Here is a 19354-nt window from a genome sequence, read left to right as displayed (position 1 = left end):
GCACCGCGCAGCGAAGCGGGAACCCACCCGACACCGCAGCCTTCAACGGCGCGGTAGACGGGAATCGCCCTCCTTCACGGGGGCGAGGATGTCAAGCATGCAGTTCGGTAGTCGCAAAGTGGCCCGCGCTCAGCTTCACCACCTGCTCGCCGTCATCGAAAAACCTCACATCACACTGCGGGTCATCCCCTTCGACGCAGGCGCGTAGGGCAGCACGCTAGCCTTGGCGCGGCCGGCGAGCCGCGTCATGCCGGAGTTCGCCCTCGTCGGGCAGGAGGCTGGTGATCCGCGTCCAGATCGTCTTGGCGTCCACGCGGACGAGCCTGAAGGCGCTCGCCGGGGTGATCCGCTCCGCGGGCACAGGCTCGGTGGGCAGCTCCCGCAGCCAGTAGCCGAGGGGGCCGCAGTCCCAGACGGCGAAGCCGCGCGCCTCCACACCGTCCTGGCCCTCGTGGTGAGCCTGCCAGGCCGAGGTCAGGCGCCAGCTCGACCGGAGCTCGGAGATCAGGTCGGCGACGAGCGTCAGCGCTGGCTCGCGGAGGCTGCCGCCCGTCGCGAGGCCCCGGCGGATCACCTCGCGCTCGTCGTCGGCGGACCGGACGAGCCGCTCGCCTTCCAGGACCGCGAGCCCCGCCTCGACGGTGCCGATGGTCGTCTCGACGACGGAGAGAGCCGTGTCCCGGTCGACCGAGGGCTGCTTGAGGTTGACCATGTCGGCGAGCTTCCAGACCAGCATCTTCGGCTCGACGCAGGAGTACTCGGCCTCGGACACGCCCAGCCAGGACTCGTGCGCGACGACGTGCTCCTCACCGATGAGCATGCCGTGGTGCAGCTTGCCCTGCCGGCCGGCGGCCTCCAACGAGATGACCACCCCCGAGTTGAGGACCGTCTTCATCAGCGGCAGCAGCAGAGGGGACAGCTTCCCGTCCTCATCAATCAGACCGCAGTCCAGCAGCTCCTTCCTGGCCGCCGTGAACTCGTCGGGCACCTCGCCCCCTGCCGCCAGCTCGGAGAGCACGATCACATGCTCGTCGGCCAGCCGGAAGCGGGAGCGGGAAATATCGAACGAAGGCATACACACTCACTTGGTAGTCGCTCAGGTATGGGACTCGGCCCAGAAGTTGAAGATCCTCGAAAAGCCCGCTCGCACCGCGCCGCGCCGCGTGAGCACGGACCGGTCGACTCCGGTGAAGAGAGCCGCGAGGGAGACATCGGCGGGCAGGACCCGGCCCGCCGCCTGCACGGTTACCTTCCTGCCGCTTCCGACGCCCGACTGCCGCACCGTGATGACGGCACCGGAATCTTCCGCGTCGGGCTGCCGGGACAGCTTGTACGCCCGGCGGTTGATCGCCGTGAGCGTGTACGTGTCGCCCAGATACGTCATGTGCAGTGAGCGCCCGCGGTGCGTCGGCGCCCACCGGTTCCGGCTCATCCGCACGAGCCCGTCGCCCACCCGAAGCGTCGCGCGGTTCAAAGTCGGCATCGACACGACGTCCGTGTGCGCACCGCGCGTCTCGAACGTGGCCGTGGGGATCAGACCACCGCGCACATCCGTGACGATCACGTTCGGCATGTCCCGACCCGCCGGGCACGCCACGCGGATGTCGCCGAGCTCCGGAGAAGTGCCCTGCCAGCCGAACTTCGTGCGCCCGTGGGGCTGTTTCTCCTTCCAGTATGCGAGCGTGAACGGGCTGATGGTCGTGTGCATGTCTTTCCCTCGCTAGTCGAACGGGTTGAGGGCGCTGCCCAGCTTCTTCGCCCCGTCGGCGATACCGTCCCCGATGTCCGAGGCCTTGTCGCCGACCCAGTCCGCGGCCTTCTCGATGCCGTCGCCGATGGCCTCGTGGTTGTCCCAGATCAGGCAGCCGGCGTACACCACGCCTGTGCCGATTGCCAGACCGGCCGTGACCGGGTTGGGCGCCACGGTCAGCGCGGTCATCGACGCGCTGAACGCCGTTCCGCTGAGGTCGGTGGCGAACTTCGAGGGATTGGCCTTAACCATGTCCGCGTCATACGTGGCCAGGTTCGCCACACCGTAGGCGGTCGCCGCGACACCGCCGACGACACCCGCGCCCCGGATCCATCCGGCGGCCTTCGCGGCGTTCGCGAGGCGCCGTTCTGCGCGACCTTGACGAGGTTGGCCTCCGCCGATAGCGGCATGAAGAAGGCGCCGTTCCGCACGAACCCGCCGAACATGGCAGCTTCGTCGGACCCGGTGATGGCGTTGACCATACCGGGAGGAGCCGTGCTCAACAGGCTTCCGGGCGCGGCCCCGGCCATGCGGTTGTTGATGAAGGCGCCGGCGCCGCGTGCGTGCGACCGGCGCGGGCACGGACGACCACCGCTGCGGCCTCGCTCAGGACACTGACCGATCTGTTCGGCGGGCGACCTCAGCGGGGCAACTGAACCCACGACTTGGTTCCACGATGCGGCGAGGGGTCGTCACAGGCGCCCCACTCCCCACCCCAGTCGTCCACGACGGCCTCCAACAGCCAGAGCTCCCGCCTGCGACGCGCCTCGCAGAGCACGGCCATGTCCGGGTCGGCGTGGTGCGGATGCTGGTCCCACACGACGATGCGCAGCGCGTCGTCACGATGGCGGACGGATACGTAGACCTCCTTGCGCGGACTCATCCTGACCGCCACCGCGACCAGCTCGGACACCACGTGCACGGTCGGCCAGACGTACGGGGCCAGCCCGTGCCCCACCAGGCCGGCGCTGACCGCCGTACGGCTGACGAAGGCGCTGCGGACGTCACCGGGGAGCGTGAAACTCATCGCGAACCCGCGCCCGGACCGCCCCTTGGAGCGCAGAGAGGGGCTCGAGGGCTCCTGCGCGACCGCACGCACGCCGGGAGACGAGGGAGGACACGGATACGGCCCTGGCGTACCCGCGTCGGCGGCAGCCGGGCACAGAGGGGTGAACGGAGATGATTGCATGAAGAACTCCTCGATCGGACCGGCGAGTTGACGGCTTCTCTCTTGGGCGCGGACGCGCACGAGTGGCTCTCGCGTTGTCGACGAGCGGTGGCCTGTCCCCCTGACGCGACCCCGCCCCCTCCAGGGGAGGAGGCTGCGGGCAGGGCCACGTGATGCGCTTCCGGCTCGGCGTCGCTGCGTGAGCGGTGCGTGACCCAAGGTAGTGCAAACCTGGCACTAGTGCCTCAACAGCAGAGGCAATTGCCTCCATCGTGTTGGACCGGAGTCCTGTGCGACGGCAGACTGTGCCCACAGCCCGTGGAAGAGGGAGTCATGCCGAGCAGTTCCACTCCGACAGAACGCCAGAAGCGGCTCGGTGCCGAACTGCGCAAGATGCGCGTCGCTGCCGAAGCGACCACCGCCTACGCGGCCGGCCTGCTGGGCATCGACCGTACGAAGATCTCCAACATGGAAGTCGGCGTCCGCCCGATCGCCCCCGAACGCATCCGCACGCTGGCCAGCAACTACGCCTGCGCCGACCGGCTTTACATCGAAGCGCTGGTGAAAATGGCCGAGCAACGCGAACGTGGATGGTGGGATCAGTACCGCGGCACACTGCCGTCGGGGTTGCTCGACATCGCCGAACTCGAATGGCACGCCACCCGAATCCGTACGGCGCAGACCGTCCACCTCCCGGGCCTGCTTCACACCGATGGATACGCCCGCGCGGTGTTCGGGGCGGTGCTGCCGGAACTATCCCGCCTGGAGATCGAGTTGCGAGTGGCTCACCGGTTGGAAAGGCAGCAGGTGCTGGACCGCGACTCGCCCGTCGACTACGTGGGCTACGTGCACGAGGCCGCCCTGCGCATGCAATTCGGAGGTCGCGACATCATGCGGGACCAACTACTGCACCTGTGCGAAATGTCAGAACGCAAGCACATCGAACTCCGGGTGATCCCTGTCGAGCGAGGGGCCTTCCCCGGAGCCGGGCACGCACTTCTCTACGCCCACGGCGCTGTGCCTCAGCTCGACACCGTGCAACTCGACTCAGCCCACGGTCCCGAGTTCATGCACGCCGAGGCGCAGTTGGGCAAGTACCGCGCTCACCTCGACTGGATGGAGCACGCGTCACTGCCCTCCGCCGAGTCCAGGGACTTCATTCACGCTGTCTCACGCCAACTCTGAGGGGTTCAGCATGCACGACATCTTCTGGGAAGAGCCTTACTGCGGCGAAGGCAACAACTGCTACCGCTTCGGAACCGACGACCAGGGCAACAGCTACATCGCTGTCACAGGCGCTGAGGAACACTTTCTCACCGACAGCCGCGAAGCACTTCAACAGATGATCCGCGACATCAAGGCCGGCAAGGCGGACCACCTGCTGTGAACGACAAGGGCCCGGCACCACGAGACGTACTCGCGGGACCGGGCCCTCGCACAGACGCAGCCGCTCAGGAAGACGTACCGCGCGGGAAGGAGACCTCCACGCGACGGTTCTTCTTGCGGCCTTCCTCCGTGCTGTTGCTCGCGACCGGATACTGCTCGCCGTATCCCCGGATATCGAAGGTGACGGTCGAGCCCAGATCCTTGACCAGCACCGACTGCACCGCGTTGGCGCGCTGCTTGGACAGCACGTCACCGTGGGCCGCCGAACCGAGGTTGTCGGTGAAGCCGAACACCCGCACCTTCGTGGCGTTCTGCTTCTTGATCTCGGCCGCGATGGCCGCGATACGGGAGTGGGCCGCGGAACTCAGCTTCGCGCTGTCCTTGCCGAAGAGGACCTCGGCCTGGAGCGCGAACTTGACGTTCGCGTTGCTGTCCTCGCGCCGTTCCTCGCCGCCCTCGTCCTCGATCACCTGGACGATGTCGAGGACCTTCGCGGGTGCGAGCGTGCCGCCCTCGGGCATCTTCAGGTCGGTGTCGTTGGGGTCGACGTTGACGGGAGGCACGGAATTGGCCTCCATGCCGGGCGGCACGGTGGGGACGTCATCGGCGACCGCGTTCGACGCCCCCAGGACCATGGAACTCGCCGTGAGCAACGCGATCGCGACGACATGGCCCGCCATCCGCGTTCGACCTCGGCGTGTCAGGGTGTGGGTCATATCGGCCATCACCCAGAAATCTTCAGCGAGGCAGTGGCGAACGTCGGAAGCGTGAAGTCGACTTCAGTGGTGGTTTCCGGCGGAGCCGGGAACTGCATGAAGACAGAGACCGACTTGCCCGGCTGAATTGCCGTCAGCCCCGTGGTGCAGAGGCACCGGCTTTCCGTGTCCCGCAGGACGTAGTAGCGCTTCTTGCCGATCTTGTCCACAAGTGTCGCGCCCGCTACGGAGTTCGGGTTCTTGGCCACCATGAGACTCTCGTTGCCCGCCCACTGGCCGCCGCTGCGAATACCATCTCCGTCATTCTTGATCACGCCGCTGACGGTGACGAAACCGCCGGTGTCCCGTTTCACCTCGTTGACAACCAGAGTCAGCCCATCTCGACCATTGACCTGGGCGAGTTTCACATTCGGGTCCACGTTTTCATCAGCCGCCGTGTCTTCCTGCTTGGCGGCCTTGTCCCCATCGGACGAGCCAGTGGACGCGGAAGGTGCGGCGGACGACTGCGAGCCGGTGTTCTCCGACTTCCCGCCGTCGTCCGAACCGCAACCGGCCACGGCAAGAGCCAGAGCGGCCGTCAGCGAGACGGCTGCCGCTGCTCTTCGGGACCTGGTGGAGCACCGAATGCTCATGGATTCTGATTCCTTTACTCTTCGTTCGCTGTCAGTTTTCGACCAAACGCACGTCAAAGAGGATCTTGCTCACCCGGTCCCACGGGGGCGGACTGCTCGGCCGGATTTCGAGGAACTCGCCACCCTTGCACGTGAAGAAGAAGATGTCCCGGATGCTGTCGTCATTGAGATCCACGGACCTCCATGAGCAGCGAAACTCCACGATGGCGGTGGCCTCGGCTTTCGCCTTGGTTTCCTCCGAACCTTCCAGTACGGACGAGTCCACAGCTTTGCGCCCCTCGACCTCGACCGTGATCCTGTCGCGATATCCGCTGTGCGACCAGGTGCAACCGCCATCGACAACCCGAGCGTTGTTCGCAGAAGCCATGCTGTGAGCGGCAGGGCAACCGGTGACCATGTGGTTCTGCAAGAAGAGGTCCAACACGTCTTCGGGCAGCGAGGCGAGGAAGGGTGCTTCAAAGTCCTCACGGGTCTTCTGGGCAGCAGCCAGCGCGGCGGCATCCGCCGCGCCTTGGGCCTCATTACGCAAAGCCGCAGCCTTGCCAACAGCGAAGAAGGCAAACGCGAGCAAGAGCAGGAATGCCACCATCATCATGTAGATGGGGAAAACCTGCCCTGCATCGCGGCGTTTTCTACCGATCACGAGCCCGCAGTGATGGAGTCCACCAGGCCGGAGATCCGGCTCGAGATCGCGCCACCGATACCGGTGGCCATGATCGCGCCGATGATCGCCACGACCACCAGGATGATGCCCAGGTACTCGAACGCCGTCTGGCCGCGGTCCTTGGCCTCGTAGCGCTTCTGGATGGCGCTGACCGCCGTGTTGGCCCAGCCGTTGACGCGGACGGCGGTCTTCAGGGTGATGTTCGACATGGGGTTCCCCTCCGGGTTCGGCCGACCGACGGACGGCCGACTCGCACGTTTCGTGGGCGTCGCCCGCGGATCCGGCTTCCTCCTGGCCGGAGCCGCCGGCGACATGAGAAACATATGGCGGCTCACCCTGCCCGCCGGAGGGCCCCAGGGCCCATTCCCGGGCCCAAAGCGTCAGTTGGGTCTCGGCCGGCGCGTGCTGGGCCCCGCCCCCCGCACGTACACCGGCGATCCGGTTGCCGTTCACGCTCGCACGATCAGCCACGGCGACCACCGGATCCACGCGCCCCGGGCACCGTGGCGGGTGCCGTGCCGAGCCAGCGGGCAATGGCCTCGCTGCGGCTTGCGCTGTGCAATTTGGTGAAGATGCGATTGATGTGGTTCTTGACCGTCTTCTCGCTGATGAAGCAGGTGGCGGCGATCTGCTGATTGCTCATGCCCGACGCGATCAGCTCCATGACCTCCACCTCCCGTGAACTCAGCCCGTACTGCTGCTTGTTGAGGGGTGCGCTCGATCCCCCGGTTACGGAAGACTGTGCCACAATCGGTTGCAGATGCGAAAGACCCTGCGACGGTCGAACTCCTCGCGTCGCAGGTGGGGCAGGTTCGGTCTTCGGCACGTGTGCAGGCGCATCGAGGTGCTTCGCGGGGCCTGGGGTGTGACCGTCGGCTCTGATGCCCTGGTACGGAACACCCGTGGTCAGGGCCGTTCCGAGCCCTTCTGGAAGTGGCCGTCCCTGCGGTCCCGGGCCCTGGCGCATGTGGGCGAGGAGGGCGTTGGCTGCGGTGGCGGTGAAGTGGGCGCGACCGTTCTTCGTGTCGCGCACGGCCTGCACCAGTTGGTCGGCCGTGAATTCGCCGTGGACCAGATAGCCGCTCGCGCCCAGGCGCAGCGCCTCGTGGACGATCTCGTTCTCACGGCTGTAGGTCAGCATCATGACCGGTGCTACCTGCACGAGGTGCGGCAGCGCGGATATGCCGTCGACGCCGGGCATCCGCACGTCGAGCAGGACGACGTCCGGCCTGTGCCGTACGGCCATGTCGTATGCCTGCCGCCCGTCCACGGCCTCGGCGACGACGTCGATGTCGTCCCGGCCGGACAGCAGGACGCCCAGGCCGGCCCGTACCACGGGGTTGTCGTCGGCGACGACGACCCGCAGGGCACCGGCGGCCGGCGGGGCCGGGGGCGCGGGGAAGGGGGGCAGGGACTCGGATGCCGCGGACTGCTGGGTGACGGGTGCGGGGACCGGGACCGGGAACGCTTGGGCACCGGTATCCGAGGTGAGCGGGGTGACATGCGGGGACGTGTGCTGGGAGGCCCGGTTCCGTGCCGCCCAGTCCTGGTCCGACGCGCGGGAGACGTCGTCCGGCATCTGCGACCTCCTCTCAAATTTTTATGGGGGAGTAAGGGTGGTTTTCGATTGGTTCGGTCGGATCGCTGTTCGGGCTAAGTGGCCGGTCGTTCGGAGCGCCATTCGGGTTGCTTCGCTTTCCGTCGTGGTGCTGAGAGCGGCGATCGGGAGTTCCAGGCGGACCTCGGTGCCTTTGGCCGCCTGGCCTTTTCCTATGCGTATGCGGGCGCCGATGGACGCGGCGCGTTCGACCATGCCGACGAGGCCGAAGTGGCCGGCGTGCCGCAGGCCGTCGAGCGTGATGCCCGGGGCCAGGCCGCGGCCGTCGTCGTACACGCTGACGCGCAGGACGTCTCCCTTCACGCCCGCGAGCACGATGAGGTAAGTGGGACAGGCGTGGCGGTGGGCGTTCTCCATCGCCTCGGAGGCGATGGTGAGCAGGTGGCGCGCGACTGCCTGGGGGACCTTCGGCACGGGGATGTTGTTGTACAGACGGAAGGTGGCCGTGAGGCCATGACGGCGGCTGAAGTCCTCGGCACGGGCCTGGAGTTCGCGTACGACGTCCACGCCTCCGTCGAGTCCGGACTCGCGGCGCAGGTCGGAGAGGAGCTCCCGGGATTCGGCGGCGGCGCGCCGGGCGGCGCGGGCGACCAGCTCGGCCTGGTGCTTGATGGTGGACGGGTCCATGCGGTCGGAGGATCCGGCCAGGCCGTCGGCGGCCAGGGCCAGGCCGTGGAGGGTCTTGGCGACCGAGTCGTGCATCTCGCGGGCGAGGCGGGTGCGCTCGCCCTCCACGGCCTCGCTCACCGCGAGGCGGGCCCGGGTCTCGGTCAGGGCCTGGCTGGCCGTTCCGAAGCGGAGGAGCAGATTACGCAAAGCGACACCGAGGGCGCCCGCGATCACGCAGAAGCCGGGGAGGAGGACTGCCGTGGCATCGGCGGGATGCAGTTTGTGGTTGGTGGCGTACAGGCCCAGGACGATGACGGTCTGGAGCGCGGCGAAGACCGCCGCCCCTCGCCAGCCGGAGACGAGACCCGCGAGCAGCGGGGTGCACACGGTGACGTAGGCGAGCGTGGATTCGGGTGTGGCCGTCACCAGCAGCAGGGCGCCGAAGAAGGTGTCGATGCCGAGCAGCCAGGGGTGGCGCAGCAGGACGGGGCCGAAGCGCTCCCAGTCACGGAACAGGACGTAGGAGCCCATGAACGTGACGAGGATGGCCGAGCCGATCAGCCAGGAGGCCGGGCCGGCCGCGGTGTGGGCGATCGCAAATGGTGTGGCCATGGCGATCATCGCGAGCCGGAAGCCGAAGACCTGTCGGCACATCGCCTGGAGCGCGTTGAGTTGGATCGCGAACGCCGGGCTCGAGCCGGGATCGGCTATCGCCTGACGCACCTCTGCGTCCGGTCCGCTCTGAGCGCCGCCGAGTTGGAACGCCATGTGCCCTCACCTCCCTCCGGCCGCCCGGCCACCGCCCGACCGTTCATGTCATCCGCCGCCGGTGAGGAAGCCGAAATCGATGTTGGCTCCGTAGACGAAACCCACCGTCAGCAGCACCAGCGTTCCGGGAAGGAGGAACGTGGTAACCGCGAAGGTCGCCTTGGGGACGGCCCTGGCGGCCTTCCGGCGCGCGTTCTGGGCGTCGGTGCGCCGCATGTCGTTGGCGATCTGGATCAGGGTTTCGACGATCGGGGCACCGAGTTCCTCACCCTGCTGGAGCGTCGTCACGAACATGGCGACCTGCTCCGAGTCGTTGCGCTTGCGGAGTTGGTCGAATGCCTCGCGGCGGCTGACACCCATGTCCATCTGGCGCAGGGTGATGCTGAGTTCGTCGGCCCAGGGGCCCTCGTACTTCTCTGCGACGCGGGCCAGCGCCTGGCGGAAGCCGAGGCCGGCCGAGACCACGACAGCCAGTACGTCGAGGAAGTCGGGCAGGGTGCGGTCGATGTGGTCACGGCGTACGCGCACCGCGGACCAGATGCCGACCTCGACCCAGAACAGGCCGAAGGCGATCAGCACCAGGGCCAGGAAGAGCTGGCCACGCATGAGCATGGTGAGGGCACCGAACGCGCCGAGGCCGCCGTAGACGGCGCGGCGGGCGGCGTAGCGGTCGATGGTCAGACCGCCCGGGTTGCCTGCGAGGTCGATCTGGCGGCGCTTCTTGTTGACGGCCTTGGGGCCCATCATCCGCAGCACCGCGGGGGCCCAGCGCATGCCGAGCCGGTCGATGCCGGAGCCGACGGCACTGGTGCGGGTGGAGCCGACCTCCAGGGCGATCGCGAGGTCACCGGGAAGCTCCGCGTCGCGCCGGTACATGCGGATGCCGGCGAAGATGCCGTACACCGCGAGGCCCAACAGGCCGGCGAGCAGCAGGTCCATATACGCTCCACCCATCAGACGTCGATCCGGGACATGCGGCGGATCACGATGAATCCGATCGTGTACAGGGCGATGGAGACGACCACCGCGGCCTGGCCGATGAAGGCGCCGGTCATGCGGTCGAGCGCGCCGGGCATCACCGCGTTCATCAGGAGCATGGCGCCGAGGCCGAATATCGGGACGGCGTAGGCGGTGACCGTCACCTGCGACAGCTGGGTCTTGACCTCGCGCCGGGTCTCCTTGCGCTCCTCCAGTGTCTCGGTGAGGTTGCGCAGGGAGCTGACGACCGTACCGCCGGCCCGGTTGGACAGGACGAGGGTGGTGACGAGGACGACGAGTTCGCGGGAAGGCAGCCGGTCGGTCATCTCGCTCAGCGCGTCCTCAAGGGGTTCACCGACCGCGAGACGGCGGGCGACCCTCGCCAGTTCCTCGCCCGCCGGGTTCTCCATCTCGTCGGCGGCCATGCCGATGGACGTGCGCAGCGCGAGGCCGGCCTGGGTGGCGTTGGCGAGGATGCGGGCGAGCTCGGGGAGCTGGTTGATGAAGCGTTCGGTGCGCTTGGCCCGCTGCCAGTTCAGGAAGGCGTTGGTGCCCCAGAGGCCGATGAGGGCGGCGACCGGGCCGAAGAAGCTGGCGAGCATGGATGAGGCGATCAACCAGAGCCCGGCCATGGCGAGGATCGCGTAGACGAAGAACTCGCCGGGGGTGATCTCCAGGCCGGTGGCGGCCAGCTTCAGTTCGAGCTTCTCGCCGAGGGCGGTCTTGCGCAGCCGACTGTCGAGGGCCCGGAAGCGGCGGTGGCGCCCGCCCTCCGTGGCGGGGCCGGTGCGCGAGAGCCGGTCCACCAGGGCGTCGCTGTCGGCCTTGCCGCCGGAGTAGGCGTGCAGACCGGCGACACCCGTGACACCGGCCAGCAGGGTGACGCCGATCGTGAGAAGAGGGAGATTGGTCATGGCTCGGTACCTAGTTGGCCTCTCGGGTGGCGAGCTGTTCGGCGGAATCGGCGACCCCGAAGGCCTGCGGGACGGGCTGGCTGGCCATGTAGAGGCGCTGGGCGATCCTGCGCGGGATCGGGAGGTACTGGAACTCGCCGTTGATCCGCCCGTCGGCGTCCATCGGCCGAGCGTTGAAGCGCGCGACGGACACGATGCGGTACGGGTCGCGGCCGTGCGAGTCCAGGACGGCGATCTCGGTGATCTTTCGGGAACCGTCGGCGTGCCTGGTGAGCTGGACGATGACGTCGACGGCGCTGTTGATCTGGTCGTGCAGCGCCTCGAACGGGACATCGATCTCGGACATCGACGCCAGGGTCTGCAGGCGCATCAGCGCGTCCTCGGCGTTGTTGGCGTGGACGGTGGCGAGCGAACCGTCGTGACCGGTCGACATGGCCTGGAGCATGTCGAGCGACTCGCCGCCGCGGACCTCACCGACGACGATGCGGTCGGGGCGCATACGCAGGGAGTTGCGGACCAGGTCGCGGATGGTGATCTGGCCCTTGCCCTCGACGTTCGCCGGGCGGGACTCCAGCCGGATCACATGGTTCTGCTGGAGCTGGAGTTCGGCGGAGTCCTCGATGGTGACGATGCGCTCGCTGTTCGGGATGAGGCCCGAGAGCGCGTTGAGCAGGGTCGTCTTGCCGGTACCGGTGGCGCCGGAGACGATGACGTTGAGCTTGGCCTGGACGAAACCGGACAGCAGGACCAGCATCTGCTCGTCGAGCGAGCCGATGCTGATCATCTCCTGGAGCGTGAAGGCCCTGGGGAAGCGTCGGATGGTGAGCGTCGCGCCGGTCAGCGACAGCGGCGGGATGATCACGTTGACTCGCTCGCCACTGGGTAGACGCGCGTCAACCATGGGGTTCGACTCGTCGACACGACGGTTGACGGTCGACACGATGCGCTCGATGGTCTGCATCAGCTGCTCGTGCGAGCTGAAGCGCATCGGAAGCTGTTCGACCTTGCCGCTGCGCTCGACGAAGATCTGGTCCGGTCCGTTCACCATGATCTCGGTGATGGACGCGTCCTCCAGGAGCGGTTCGAGGATGCCGAGGCCGAGCGCCTCGTCGACGACCCGGCGGATCAGCTGGGTGCGTTCGACGGTCGAGAGGACCGGCCCCTCGCGGCTGATGATGTGGCTGAGGACGCGCTCCAGCCTCGCCCGCCGGTCTGCGGCGGCGAGCGAGGACATCTCGGCCAGGTCGATCTCTTCGAGCAGCTTGGCACGGTAGGCCGCCACCATGTGGCTGTCCTCCCGCCCTCCGCTGTTTTTCTCGGGGGCGTTCATGCGTGCCCGCAGACTCATTGCTCACTCCTCGTTCCGACTTGCTTGTTGAACCGCCTACGGGACAGCCGTGCCGTACGGCCCGGGGTCAGGTGCGGGGCATCGTGGAGCTGCGTTCGGCCTTGCCCCAGATGTTGACGCCGGGGATGATGTCGGGCACCTCGACCCTGACCGTGCAGGTGACCTCGTCGAAGGAGGAGCCTTCCGGGACGAATTCGGCCCGGTCGGCGGTCCAGCCGCTCATCGCGTCCCTGGCCGCTCCCTCGTCGCAGCCGCCCATGGACATGCTGGCCGAACGGGCCCCCGCACGGGCCCCGGTGCCCGCCTGGTTGGCGGCGTACGCGGCGATGCCGGTCTGGATCGCGAGGAGGCCGACCAGAAGCAGCAGGGGCAGGAAACCCAGGTATTCGATGGCGACCTGCCCGCGGTCGCGGCGGGCGGCTCCAGTGGTGCTCACGGCCGTGCGGCCGGGTGTGCGCGGATTCATCGCTCAGCCCTCCACCGGGTACGCGCCGCGGCCTGTGACAGTGAACGGCCAGTTGAGCACGCCGGGCGCCAGCACCGGCACCTTGAGCTTGACCTGGGCCGTGTACATGCCCGACGAGTTCCGCCTGCACGTCGTCCTCATCGACTTCTCCCAGGCGTCCGGGAGGTTCTTCCGGGCCGCTTCCCGGCATTCCAGTCCGCGGATCCCCTCCGTGATGGCGCCCTGGTGCGCCGCCTGGTCGGCGGCGTTGCCCGCGAGGGAGAAGGTGTAACCGATCAGGGCGCACTGCCAGAGCGCGATCCCCAGGAGGATGATCAGCGGGGTCATGCCCAGGCCCTCGATCGCGGTCTGGCCGCGGTCGCGCTCGTACCCGGACATCCGCTCACGCAGCCGCAGCCGCCCACGCGCCCGGCCGCGCGCCCGGGAACCCCCGTGGGCGCCCAGCCGGGGAGGATCACCGCGATGCCTTCCCGGTATCTCCATGTCTGTCGTCTCGGTGAGTGCCATTGGTCAACTTGCCCCCTTGGTCGTCGCCCGGTTCCGGGAGTCGCCGTCGCGTCGGCCGACGCGTGGGCGGCCGATCGAGCCTCGGTCGTTCTTGAACTTCGCGCCGCTCCTCGCGCCGTTCCTCTCCGCCTTCTCAGGAACCTTGACGATGCCGAGCTCGCCCGCAAGGGCCCAGAGGGCCTGTTTGACCGTGCTCTTGGAGTCGAGTTCGTGGAGCCGGCCGGCGTCGACGACGGCCTGGAGTTCCTTGAAGTTCGCGGGAATGGCCGTCTCGGCCATCCGCGTTCCGGTGATCTTCTCGACGAGGGGCGGCTGGATCTCGGTGTTGCGGGTGAAACGGTTGACGAGGGTGACCGTCTCCTCCGCCTTGCGGATCTGGAGCCGGTCCCACATTCGTACGAGGCGCTTGGCGCCGCGCACCGCGATGACGTCGGGGGTGGTGACCAGCAGGGCCGTGTCGGCCATCTCGATGGCCGCCGCGTTCGCGCCCTGCAACTGGCTGCCGCAGTCGATCACCACGACCTCGAAGCGCGTGCGCAGCGCGCTGACGATCTGCCGGGCCGAGCGGTCGCTGACCTCCTCGGCGCTCTCGCCCTCGCCCGGCGCCAGGAGCAGGGACACTCCGGTGCCGTGGGTGAAGACGACGTCGGACAGGACGCGCGGCGTGATGTCGGTGATCGTGGAGAGGTCGACGACGGACCGCCGGAACTGCACGTCGAGGTACGAGCCGATGTCGCCCGCCTGGAGGTCCATGTCGACCAGGGCGACGTTGCGCCCGGACGCCTGGGCCGCGAGGGCGAGTTGTACGGCGGCGACGGTGGTTCCGACACCGCCCTTGGCGCCGCTGACCGTGATGACGGTACCGCCGGGGCCGGTGAAGACCTCGGCGCCGGTGCTCAGGTGGCGGCGGACGCCTGCGGACCACTGGGCGGCGGACTGGACGCGGTTGACGAGTTCCTCGTAGCTCAGGGGCAGGGTGACGACGCCTCGCGCACCCGATTCCATCGCGGACGAGAACAGGCCGGGGGTGACGTCGGCGGTGATCAGCACGACCCCGATCGCGGGGAAGCGCAGCGAGACCTCCCGGATCAGTTCCAGTGCCGGCACCGGACCGATCCGCTCGTGGACCAGCACGACCTCGGGCAGTTCGTCGAGCGACTCTCCGGCCAGCCGGGCGAGGGTGTCGATGAGCTGCGTCGAGTCGCCGACCGGGGCGGCCGGTTCGGCGTCGGGGAGCTGGCTGAGCAGGGTGGTGACGGACCTGGCCGCGTCGACGTCACCGACGGCCGGGAGGATCCTCGTGGTCATCCGATCCTCACTTGTCCTTGTCGAGCGTGTAGGTGCGGTCGCCCGGACGGATGGTGCTGTCGCTTCCGGAGGCCAGGAGCGCGAGGCGCACGTGCTGCGCGAAGGACTCGGCGTAGGCGATGCGCTGGGTGTCGAGCGTGTTCAGGGCGAAGGTGATCGGGACGGCCTCGGTGCCCATGTTGGACTTGCCGTCGCGGCTCGGCTCCAGGGCCGTCAGCTTGCCGACGTCCAGCACCTTGGCGTTGGAGACGATGACCTTCGACGTGGAGGGGTCGCCGTCGCGCTCACCGGCGAACGTGGCGTAGATGTTGACGGTGGCACCGGGCGTGATCTTGCCCGCGACACCGGTCGCGGCGTCGATCATGATGGCGATCTCCTGCTCTCCGGGCTGGAGTTCGGGGCGCTTCTGCATCATGTCGGACTGGAGCAGCGAGCCCTTGCGCAGCTGGGTGACGGCGATCTTGCCGTTCACTTCGGAGAGATCGGTCACGGCGTTCGTGGAGAGCCAGCGCTTGGGCATCGAGATCTTCTCGAACTGCCCGGACGACAGGGCGGTGTAGGGGGCGATGTCGGACTTCAGCTGGTAGGCCGAAACCTCAGGACCCACCTTGGAGTTGACGTCGCTGATCACCGAGAGCACGCCGGCGAAGGCGCCGAAGGCGCACAGAACCGACAGGAGCAGGAGTATCACGCCGCGGCGCTGGCGGGAGTTCATGGGCCGGACAACCTCGTTCGATTCGGATGCGTGGGCAGCGGACAGGAGGGCGTCTGCGGAGGAAAGCGGAACGCTACGACCGGGGTGGTGCGGGCGCTCCGTGGCTGAGGACACCGGCGTGGTGCATTCGGTTCTCGGCCGCGGGCAGCGGCGAGGAGCAGAACCCGCAGAGGTCCCCTATGAGTTCCATTCGGCACCAGTGGCAGATCTCCCGACGCACGGAGCACACCAGTTGGTACAGGACGGAGATGTCTGGCAGGTAGGCGGCGAATTCCACCAGCTTTCCGGTTCCCCACCAGCCCGGGGAGCCGGAGGGAAGTGCGACCTCGTGAATAGTCTGGACCTGCCACGCGGGCGCGAGAGTCTGTTTTACCCACTCGGACTGCGACTGCCCCTTGGCGGTCATCAGTTCGGTGGGAAATTCCGGGCCGGTCGGCGGTTCCGCCTTCGGGCCGATCGTGACGAGCTGCGGTGCCGGACTCGCGACCACCGCGAACTGGGAGCCGGGCACCCAGGACTTGGCATGGGTACGGAGGTCGACCGGCACCCGGTCGAACTTGGTGACGGAGTGCAGCAGCGCGCCCGCGTGGATGTAGTGGGACAGCAGCCGGGCGGCGGAGGCGACCACTCCGGGGCTGAAGTCGCAGATGGACAACTGGCGCAACTGCCGCACGAGTACGGCAACACCCAGCGGAGGAAGGTCCACCTTGAGCAGAGCGATGCGATCGCTCTCCAGCACGGAACGCACGGAGTATAGCCGACGTTCATGAGCGGGAGCGATGCTACTCGGGTAGACCGCGACGACGTAGCCGTGCTGCTCCAGCAGCACATGCATGTCCCCGATCGCCATTTCCAGCGCCTGGGCATCCGGAGCCTGCAACAGGGCGGCGGTCGGAGTCTGCTGATCGGTCGGAGGCAGCACCAGATCAGCACTTGTCACTGCTATTGCGGTCGGCACACCGTTCCCCGTTTCAACTCCGGCCAAACATCGGTCATGACGTCGGCCGCAATTACTTCTGACCCGCACTCTGCCTCAGCACTTTATCCACGTCTTACCTGGCAGAGAACACTTTCTGAAGGCCAGTACGACAACGCGAGGCAGACGCCACGCCAACACCGCGGCGTCAAATCGGGCCAAATCGAAAATGGTTAACTCCTGTACCACTGCGGAGTGTTACGAGTCCACCTCCCGGCGCACCGCGACCTCCTCTTCGTCTCCGCACGTCAGGCCGGAAGCGGAACCTGGCACCCGGCGCCCCGGCGACAGCCGGACGGTCACTGTCCGAGCACCCGGACCACGTCACACACCCGGCACGGAAGGTAGTCAACAAAACGTCAATTCATGGAGGGCCAGGGGTGATCGTGAAGGGTTCGCGAGGCGTTCACGGGGCGTTCGCGAACGACCGGCGAGGCGCCTGGGAATCCGTCGGGCCGACAGACTCCCCGAACCGCCGTCGCTGCTGGCGGTCTGCCCGGCAGGGGCGGCCTTGAGGGCGCCGGAGCCGCCGTGCACGGGCGAGGAGACCACCTCGCCGGTGCCGCCGTCGGTCGTGAACGCGGCCCCGGACTGCCTGACCTCCGGCACCAACTGCGGCTGCGGCAGCTTCAAGCCGCCGACGAAGTACCGGGTATCCGCGGCGCGATGACCTGGTCGGCCAACTGGGCCGCCACGTCGGGCAACGCCTGGTCGAACGCGGTGGCCACCACCGTCGACGCCCCCGCCCCGACACCCGTTTGGGCGGTCTTCCCGGTCGTGGCTGGTCAGGCTCTCGCGGGTCCGTTGGTGCCGGAGTAGTCCCGGCTGATGGCGTCGGCAGTGCGGCGCACCAGCGGGAGTTGGGCGAGGAGTTCCTCGGCCGTGACGACGACGTTGGGCGCGGAGACCGACATCGCGGCGACGACGCGTCCGTCCGCGCCCCGGACGGGGGCGGCGACGCAGTTGATGGACTCCTCATGGCCGCCGAGGTCGGTGGCCCAGCCCTGTTCGCGGACGACGGCGAGTTCCTTGAGGAAGGCACCGGCGTTCGGAGTCGAACGGGCCGTGTACGCGGGGTAGTCGAGCTTCTCGGCGACGGCGCGCCGCTCGGGTTCGGGAAGGTCGGCGAGGAGCAGTTTCGCCACGGCGGCGACGGTGATCGCGACGGGCTTGCCGATCCGGGAGTACATGCGGACCGGGTAACGGCTCTCGACCTTGTCGATGTAGAGGACCTCGTTCTCCTCGTACACCGCGAGGTGCACGGTGTGGCCGCAGCTCTCGTTGAGTTCGACGAGGTGGGGGTGGGCGATCTCGCGTACGTCAAGGTTCTCGACGGCCTCCTGCGCGAGGGCGAAGAGGCGGGCGCCGAGGCGGTAGCGCTGGTCCTGCTGGCGGTGGACGAGGCCGTGTTCGTGGAGCGTACGGAGCAGGCGCAGCGCGGTGGACTTGTGGACGCCGAGCCGCTCGGCCACCTGTCCGAGGTCGGCGGGCCCCTGGGCGAGCAGCGGCAGGATGCTCAGCGCGCGGTCGACGGTCTGGCTCATGCGCGTTCCTCACTGGTCCCAAGGCTCTCGCGGCCGTCGACGGTCCGGTGGCCCTTCGTGCTCCGGCTGCCCCCGCCGTCCCCGCCGTCGTCGCGGTGCCCGGCATGGTGGACGCCCTCGCCCCCGTTGCCGCCCTCGGCCGGAGGCCCGGCCGGGTGTGCGGCAGGGTGTTCGCCCGGGGCGTGCGTCCCGCCCGTTCGCTGGTCGCGGTCGCTCACGTCGTACGTACCTCCTGCTCCTCCCCCGTCCACCCGGGGCCGAGACGAAGTCTCCCCCAGGCGCCGTCGTCCAGTGCGGCGAGGGCGTCGGCGCGAACGCGGGACGGCGGGGCGGTGAGGTCACCGGGGACGGTGAGCACAGCGGCGGCCATGAGGTGGCCGTGCCGCACCCGGTCGCGTACGCCCAGGCCCCGCAGGGTGGCGGAGAGGAACCCCGCGGCGAAGGCGTCACCGGCACCGACGGGGGCGACGACGTCGACGCTGAGGGCGGGAACGCTCGTGACGGTGTCCGCCCCTCCGGTGCGGGAGAAGACCGTGGCCCCCTCGGCCCCGCGCTTCACGACCAGGAACGCCGGCTCCGGTAGCGCGGCGCGGATCGCCCCGGCCCCCTTCACGCCCCACGCCTCCTCCGCCTCGTCCTCGCCGACGAAGACCAGGTCGCAGCCGCGCGCCAGTTCCAGCAGCACTCCGGGGCCCGCGGCGGCGTCGCGCCACAGGCCCGGCCGGTGGTTGACGTCGAAGGAGACCGGCGGGCGGCCGGGGCGGGGCGAGGTCAGGTCGCGGAGCAGGGCCAGGCAGTCGGCGGAGAGCGCCGCCGTGATGCCGGACAGATGCAGGACGCGGGCCGCGAACAGCGCCTCGTAGGGAACGTTGTCCGGGGACATCGCGGAGGCGGCGGAACCGGCCCGGTAGTAGGCGACCTCGTGCACGTCCGTGCCCCGGTCCGTCGCCGTACGGAAGTAGATACCGGTGGGCCGCGACGGGTCGCGCCGCACGGCGGAGGTGTCGACCCCGTACCCCGCGACGGCCTCGACGAGGTGGTCCCCGAACCCGTCCGCGCCGACCCTGCTGACCCAGGCCGCCCGGTGGCCGGCCGCGGCGAGCGCGCAGGCGACGTTGGACTCGGCGCCACCGATGCCGCGGCCGAAGGAGGGCACGTCGGCAAGGCGACCGGGCCGCGACGGCAGGAACGTCACCATGGACTCGCCGAGGCACACGACATCGGCGGGCGGGAGGGAATCGTCGGGCCCGCCGGAGCGCGTGCGGGTGCCGACACTCGCGTCGGCGG

The 19354-nt window shown here is 68.5% G+C and carries 24 protein-coding genes and 1 pseudogene; 4 read left to right on the top strand and 21 right to left on the bottom strand.

The genetic code is table 11. From position 1 onward, the window contains the following. The coding region (locus tag ACGF2V_RS26430) for a Scr1 family TA system antitoxin-like transcriptional regulator (RefSeq protein WP_362628503.1) at positions 1 to 208 on the top strand (208 nt) is incomplete at its 5' end. Between the two features lie 9 nt (positions 209 to 217). On the opposite strand, the gene ACGF2V_RS26425 is transcribed toward ACGF2V_RS26430, so the two are convergent. The 4 genes from ACGF2V_RS26425 to ACGF2V_RS26410 form a co-directional block, all read right to left on the bottom strand. Next, the gene (locus ACGF2V_RS26425) at positions 218 to 1075 is read right to left on the bottom strand and encodes a histidine kinase (RefSeq protein WP_362709625.1); all 858 of its coding nucleotides are present in this window, start codon (positions 1073 to 1075) and stop codon (positions 218 to 220) included. A 21-nt stretch (positions 1076 to 1096) separates the two neighbouring features. After that, positions 1097 to 1708: a hypothetical protein gene (locus ACGF2V_RS26420; RefSeq protein WP_362709623.1), complete on the bottom strand. Its 612-nt coding sequence runs from the start codon at positions 1706 to 1708 to the stop codon at positions 1097 to 1099. 12 nt (positions 1709 to 1720) lie between these two features. Then, entirely contained in the window at positions 1721 to 2002 is a 282-nt protein-coding gene (locus ACGF2V_RS26415; protein ID WP_362709621.1) for a hypothetical protein, read from the bottom strand. 388 nt (positions 2003 to 2390) lie between these two features. Next, positions 2391 to 2777, bottom strand: a complete 387-nt coding sequence (locus tag ACGF2V_RS26410) for an ATP-binding protein (RefSeq protein WP_362709618.1) — start codon at positions 2775 to 2777, stop codon at positions 2391 to 2393. A 474-nt stretch (positions 2778 to 3251) separates the two neighbouring features. On the opposite strand from ACGF2V_RS26410, the gene ACGF2V_RS26405 reads away from it, so the two are divergent. After that, positions 3252 to 4103: a DUF5753 domain-containing protein gene (locus tag ACGF2V_RS26405; RefSeq protein WP_362709616.1), complete on the top strand. Its 852-nt coding sequence runs from the start codon at positions 3252 to 3254 to the stop codon at positions 4101 to 4103. A 10-nt stretch (positions 4104 to 4113) separates the two neighbouring features. After that, positions 4114 to 4305 carry a hypothetical protein gene (locus tag ACGF2V_RS26400; RefSeq protein ID WP_362709614.1) on the top strand — a complete coding sequence of 64 codons (192 nt, stop codon included), beginning with the start codon at positions 4114 to 4116 and terminating at the stop codon, positions 4303 to 4305. 64 nt (positions 4306 to 4369) lie between these two features. On the opposite strand, the gene ACGF2V_RS26395 is transcribed toward ACGF2V_RS26400, so the two are convergent. The 14 genes from ACGF2V_RS26395 to ACGF2V_RS26330 form a co-directional block, all read right to left on the bottom strand. Further along, positions 4370 to 4984: an OmpA family protein gene (locus tag ACGF2V_RS26395; RefSeq protein WP_362709611.1), complete on the bottom strand. Its 615-nt coding sequence runs from the start codon at positions 4982 to 4984 to the stop codon at positions 4370 to 4372. Positions 4985 to 5028: 44 nt separating this feature from the next. Then, positions 5029 to 5652 carry a hypothetical protein gene (locus ACGF2V_RS26390; protein WP_362709608.1) on the bottom strand — a complete coding sequence of 208 codons (624 nt, stop codon included), beginning with the start codon at positions 5650 to 5652 and terminating at the stop codon, positions 5029 to 5031. A 31-nt stretch (positions 5653 to 5683) separates the two neighbouring features. Further along, complete coding sequence (locus tag ACGF2V_RS26385) at positions 5684 to 6295, bottom strand: pilus assembly protein TadG-related protein (RefSeq protein WP_362709606.1); 612 nt, start codon at positions 6293 to 6295, stop codon at positions 5684 to 5686. Next, the gene (locus ACGF2V_RS26380; protein WP_148838940.1) at positions 6292 to 6525 is read right to left on the bottom strand and encodes a hypothetical protein; all 234 of its coding nucleotides are present in this window, start codon (positions 6523 to 6525) and stop codon (positions 6292 to 6294) included. Before ACGF2V_RS26380 ends, ACGF2V_RS26385 begins: the two co-directional genes overlap by 4 nt. Before the next feature lie 254 nt (positions 6526 to 6779). After that, complete coding sequence (locus ACGF2V_RS26375) at positions 6780 to 7895, bottom strand: response regulator transcription factor (protein ID WP_362709602.1); 1116 nt, start codon at positions 7893 to 7895, stop codon at positions 6780 to 6782. A 21-nt stretch (positions 7896 to 7916) separates the two neighbouring features. Then, entirely contained in the window at positions 7917 to 9311 is a 1395-nt protein-coding gene (locus tag ACGF2V_RS26370; RefSeq protein ID WP_362709599.1) for a histidine kinase, read from the bottom strand. Between the two features lie 48 nt (positions 9312 to 9359). After that, a complete protein-coding gene (locus ACGF2V_RS26365; protein WP_362709596.1) occupies positions 9360 to 10250 on the bottom strand; it encodes a DUF5936 domain-containing protein in 891 nt (296 codons plus the stop codon). A gap of 14 nt (positions 10251 to 10264) precedes the next feature. Beyond that, entirely contained in the window at positions 10265 to 11203 is a 939-nt protein-coding gene (locus ACGF2V_RS26360) for a type II secretion system F family protein (protein ID WP_362709594.1), read from the bottom strand. Between the two features lie 10 nt (positions 11204 to 11213). Then, positions 11214 to 12551 (bottom strand): CpaF family protein, encoded by a 1338-nt coding sequence (locus ACGF2V_RS26355; RefSeq protein WP_362628464.1) that lies wholly within the window; start codon positions 12549 to 12551, stop codon positions 11214 to 11216. 67 nt (positions 12552 to 12618) lie between these two features. Beyond that, on the bottom strand, positions 12619 to 12987 hold the full coding sequence (locus ACGF2V_RS26350) for a TadE/TadG family type IV pilus assembly protein (RefSeq protein WP_362628462.1): 369 nt from the start codon (positions 12985 to 12987) through the stop codon (positions 12619 to 12621). 33 nt (positions 12988 to 13020) lie between these two features. Further along, complete coding sequence (locus ACGF2V_RS26345; protein WP_362709591.1) at positions 13021 to 13524, bottom strand: pilus assembly protein; 504 nt, start codon at positions 13522 to 13524, stop codon at positions 13021 to 13023. Between the two features lie 3 nt (positions 13525 to 13527). After that, on the bottom strand, positions 13528 to 14832 hold the full coding sequence (locus tag ACGF2V_RS26340) for an AAA family ATPase (RefSeq protein WP_362628457.1): 1305 nt from the start codon (positions 14830 to 14832) through the stop codon (positions 13528 to 13530). Between the two features lie 7 nt (positions 14833 to 14839). Beyond that, positions 14840 to 15547, bottom strand: a complete 708-nt coding sequence (cpaB, locus tag ACGF2V_RS26335; RefSeq protein ID WP_362628454.1) for a Flp pilus assembly protein CpaB — start codon at positions 15545 to 15547, stop codon at positions 14840 to 14842. A gap of 73 nt (positions 15548 to 15620) precedes the next feature. Beyond that, a complete protein-coding gene (locus tag ACGF2V_RS26330; RefSeq protein WP_362628452.1) occupies positions 15621 to 16487 on the bottom strand; it encodes a hypothetical protein in 867 nt (288 codons plus the stop codon). Between the two features lie 595 nt (positions 16488 to 17082). Here ACGF2V_RS26330 and ACGF2V_RS26325 point away from each other — a divergent pair. Continuing rightward, positions 17083 to 17264, top strand: a pseudogene (locus ACGF2V_RS26325) (chitinase); the annotation flags it as partial. A 44-nt stretch (positions 17265 to 17308) separates the two neighbouring features. On the opposite strand, the gene ACGF2V_RS26320 reads toward ACGF2V_RS26325, so the two are convergent. From ACGF2V_RS26320 to ACGF2V_RS26310, 3 genes are read right to left on the bottom strand one after another with little or no spacing between them, the layout of a single operon-like run. Then, complete coding sequence (locus ACGF2V_RS26320) at positions 17309 to 18067, bottom strand: IclR family transcriptional regulator (protein ID WP_362709588.1); 759 nt, start codon at positions 18065 to 18067, stop codon at positions 17309 to 17311. Beyond that, the gene (locus ACGF2V_RS26315) at positions 18064 to 18285 is read right to left on the bottom strand and encodes a hypothetical protein (protein WP_362709585.1); all 222 of its coding nucleotides are present in this window, start codon (positions 18283 to 18285) and stop codon (positions 18064 to 18066) included. Before ACGF2V_RS26315 ends, ACGF2V_RS26320 begins: the two co-directional genes overlap by 4 nt. Beyond that, entirely contained in the window at positions 18282 to 19265 is a 984-nt protein-coding gene (locus ACGF2V_RS26310) for a sugar kinase (RefSeq protein WP_392913273.1), read from the bottom strand. Before ACGF2V_RS26310 ends, ACGF2V_RS26315 begins: the two co-directional genes overlap by 4 nt. Positions 19266 to 19354: the final 89 nt, after the last annotated feature.

This window comes from Streptomyces sp. NPDC047982, from assembly GCF_043204165.1.
GTDB lineage: Bacteria > Actinomycetota > Actinomycetes > Streptomycetales > Streptomycetaceae > Streptomyces.
This window is presented reverse-complemented; position numbering and strand designations above follow the sequence as displayed.

Excerpts from the sequence above, each read along its gene's own strand:
- ACGF2V_RS26420 (WP_362709623.1), bottom strand. The coding sequence starts at position 1,708 with ATGCACACGACCATCAGCCCGTTCACGCTCGCATACTGGAAGGAGAAA.
- ACGF2V_RS26395 (WP_362709611.1), bottom strand. The coding sequence starts at position 4,984 with ATGGCGGGCCATGTCGTCGCGATCGCGTTGCTCACGGCGAGTTCCATG.
- cpaB (WP_362628454.1), bottom strand. The coding sequence starts at position 15,547 with ATGAACTCCCGCCAGCGCCGCGGCGTGATACTCCTGCTCCTGTCGGTT.
- ACGF2V_RS26410 (WP_362709618.1), bottom strand. The coding sequence starts at position 2,777 with ATGAGTTTCACGCTCCCCGGTGACGTCCGCAGCGCCTTCGTCAGCCGT.
- ACGF2V_RS26340 (WP_362628457.1), bottom strand. The coding sequence starts at position 14,832 with ATGACCACGAGGATCCTCCCGGCCGTCGGTGACGTCGACGCGGCCAGG.
- ACGF2V_RS26310 (WP_392913273.1), bottom strand. The coding sequence starts at position 19,265 with ATGGTGACGTTCCTGCCGTCGCGGCCCGGTCGCCTTGCCGACGTGCCC.
- ACGF2V_RS26415 (WP_362709621.1), bottom strand. The coding sequence starts at position 2,002 with ATGGTTAAGGCCAATCCCTCGAAGTTCGCCACCGACCTCAGCGGAACG.
- ACGF2V_RS26365 (WP_362709596.1), bottom strand. The coding sequence starts at position 10,250 with ATGGACCTGCTGCTCGCCGGCCTGTTGGGCCTCGCGGTGTACGGCATC.
- ACGF2V_RS26380 (WP_148838940.1), bottom strand. The coding sequence starts at position 6,525 with ATGTCGAACATCACCCTGAAGACCGCCGTCCGCGTCAACGGCTGGGCC.
- ACGF2V_RS26400 (WP_362709614.1), top strand. The coding sequence starts at position 4,114 with ATGCACGACATCTTCTGGGAAGAGCCTTACTGCGGCGAAGGCAACAAC.
- ACGF2V_RS26370 (WP_362709599.1), bottom strand. The coding sequence starts at position 9,311 with ATGGCGTTCCAACTCGGCGGCGCTCAGAGCGGACCGGACGCAGAGGTG.
- ACGF2V_RS26345 (WP_362709591.1), bottom strand. The coding sequence starts at position 13,524 with ATGGCACTCACCGAGACGACAGACATGGAGATACCGGGAAGGCATCGC.
- ACGF2V_RS26390 (WP_362709608.1), bottom strand. The coding sequence starts at position 5,652 with ATGAGCATTCGGTGCTCCACCAGGTCCCGAAGAGCAGCGGCAGCCGTC.
- ACGF2V_RS26360 (WP_362709594.1), bottom strand. The coding sequence starts at position 11,203 with ATGACCAATCTCCCTCTTCTCACGATCGGCGTCACCCTGCTGGCCGGT.
- ACGF2V_RS26405 (WP_362709616.1), top strand. The coding sequence starts at position 3,252 with ATGCCGAGCAGTTCCACTCCGACAGAACGCCAGAAGCGGCTCGGTGCC.
- ACGF2V_RS26355 (WP_362628464.1), bottom strand. The coding sequence starts at position 12,551 with ATGAGTCTGCGGGCACGCATGAACGCCCCCGAGAAAAACAGCGGAGGG.
- ACGF2V_RS26425 (WP_362709625.1), bottom strand. The coding sequence starts at position 1,075 with ATGCCTTCGTTCGATATTTCCCGCTCCCGCTTCCGGCTGGCCGACGAG.
- ACGF2V_RS26320 (WP_362709588.1), bottom strand. The coding sequence starts at position 18,067 with ATGAGCCAGACCGTCGACCGCGCGCTGAGCATCCTGCCGCTGCTCGCC.
- ACGF2V_RS26375 (WP_362709602.1), bottom strand. The coding sequence starts at position 7,895 with ATGCCGGACGACGTCTCCCGCGCGTCGGACCAGGACTGGGCGGCACGG.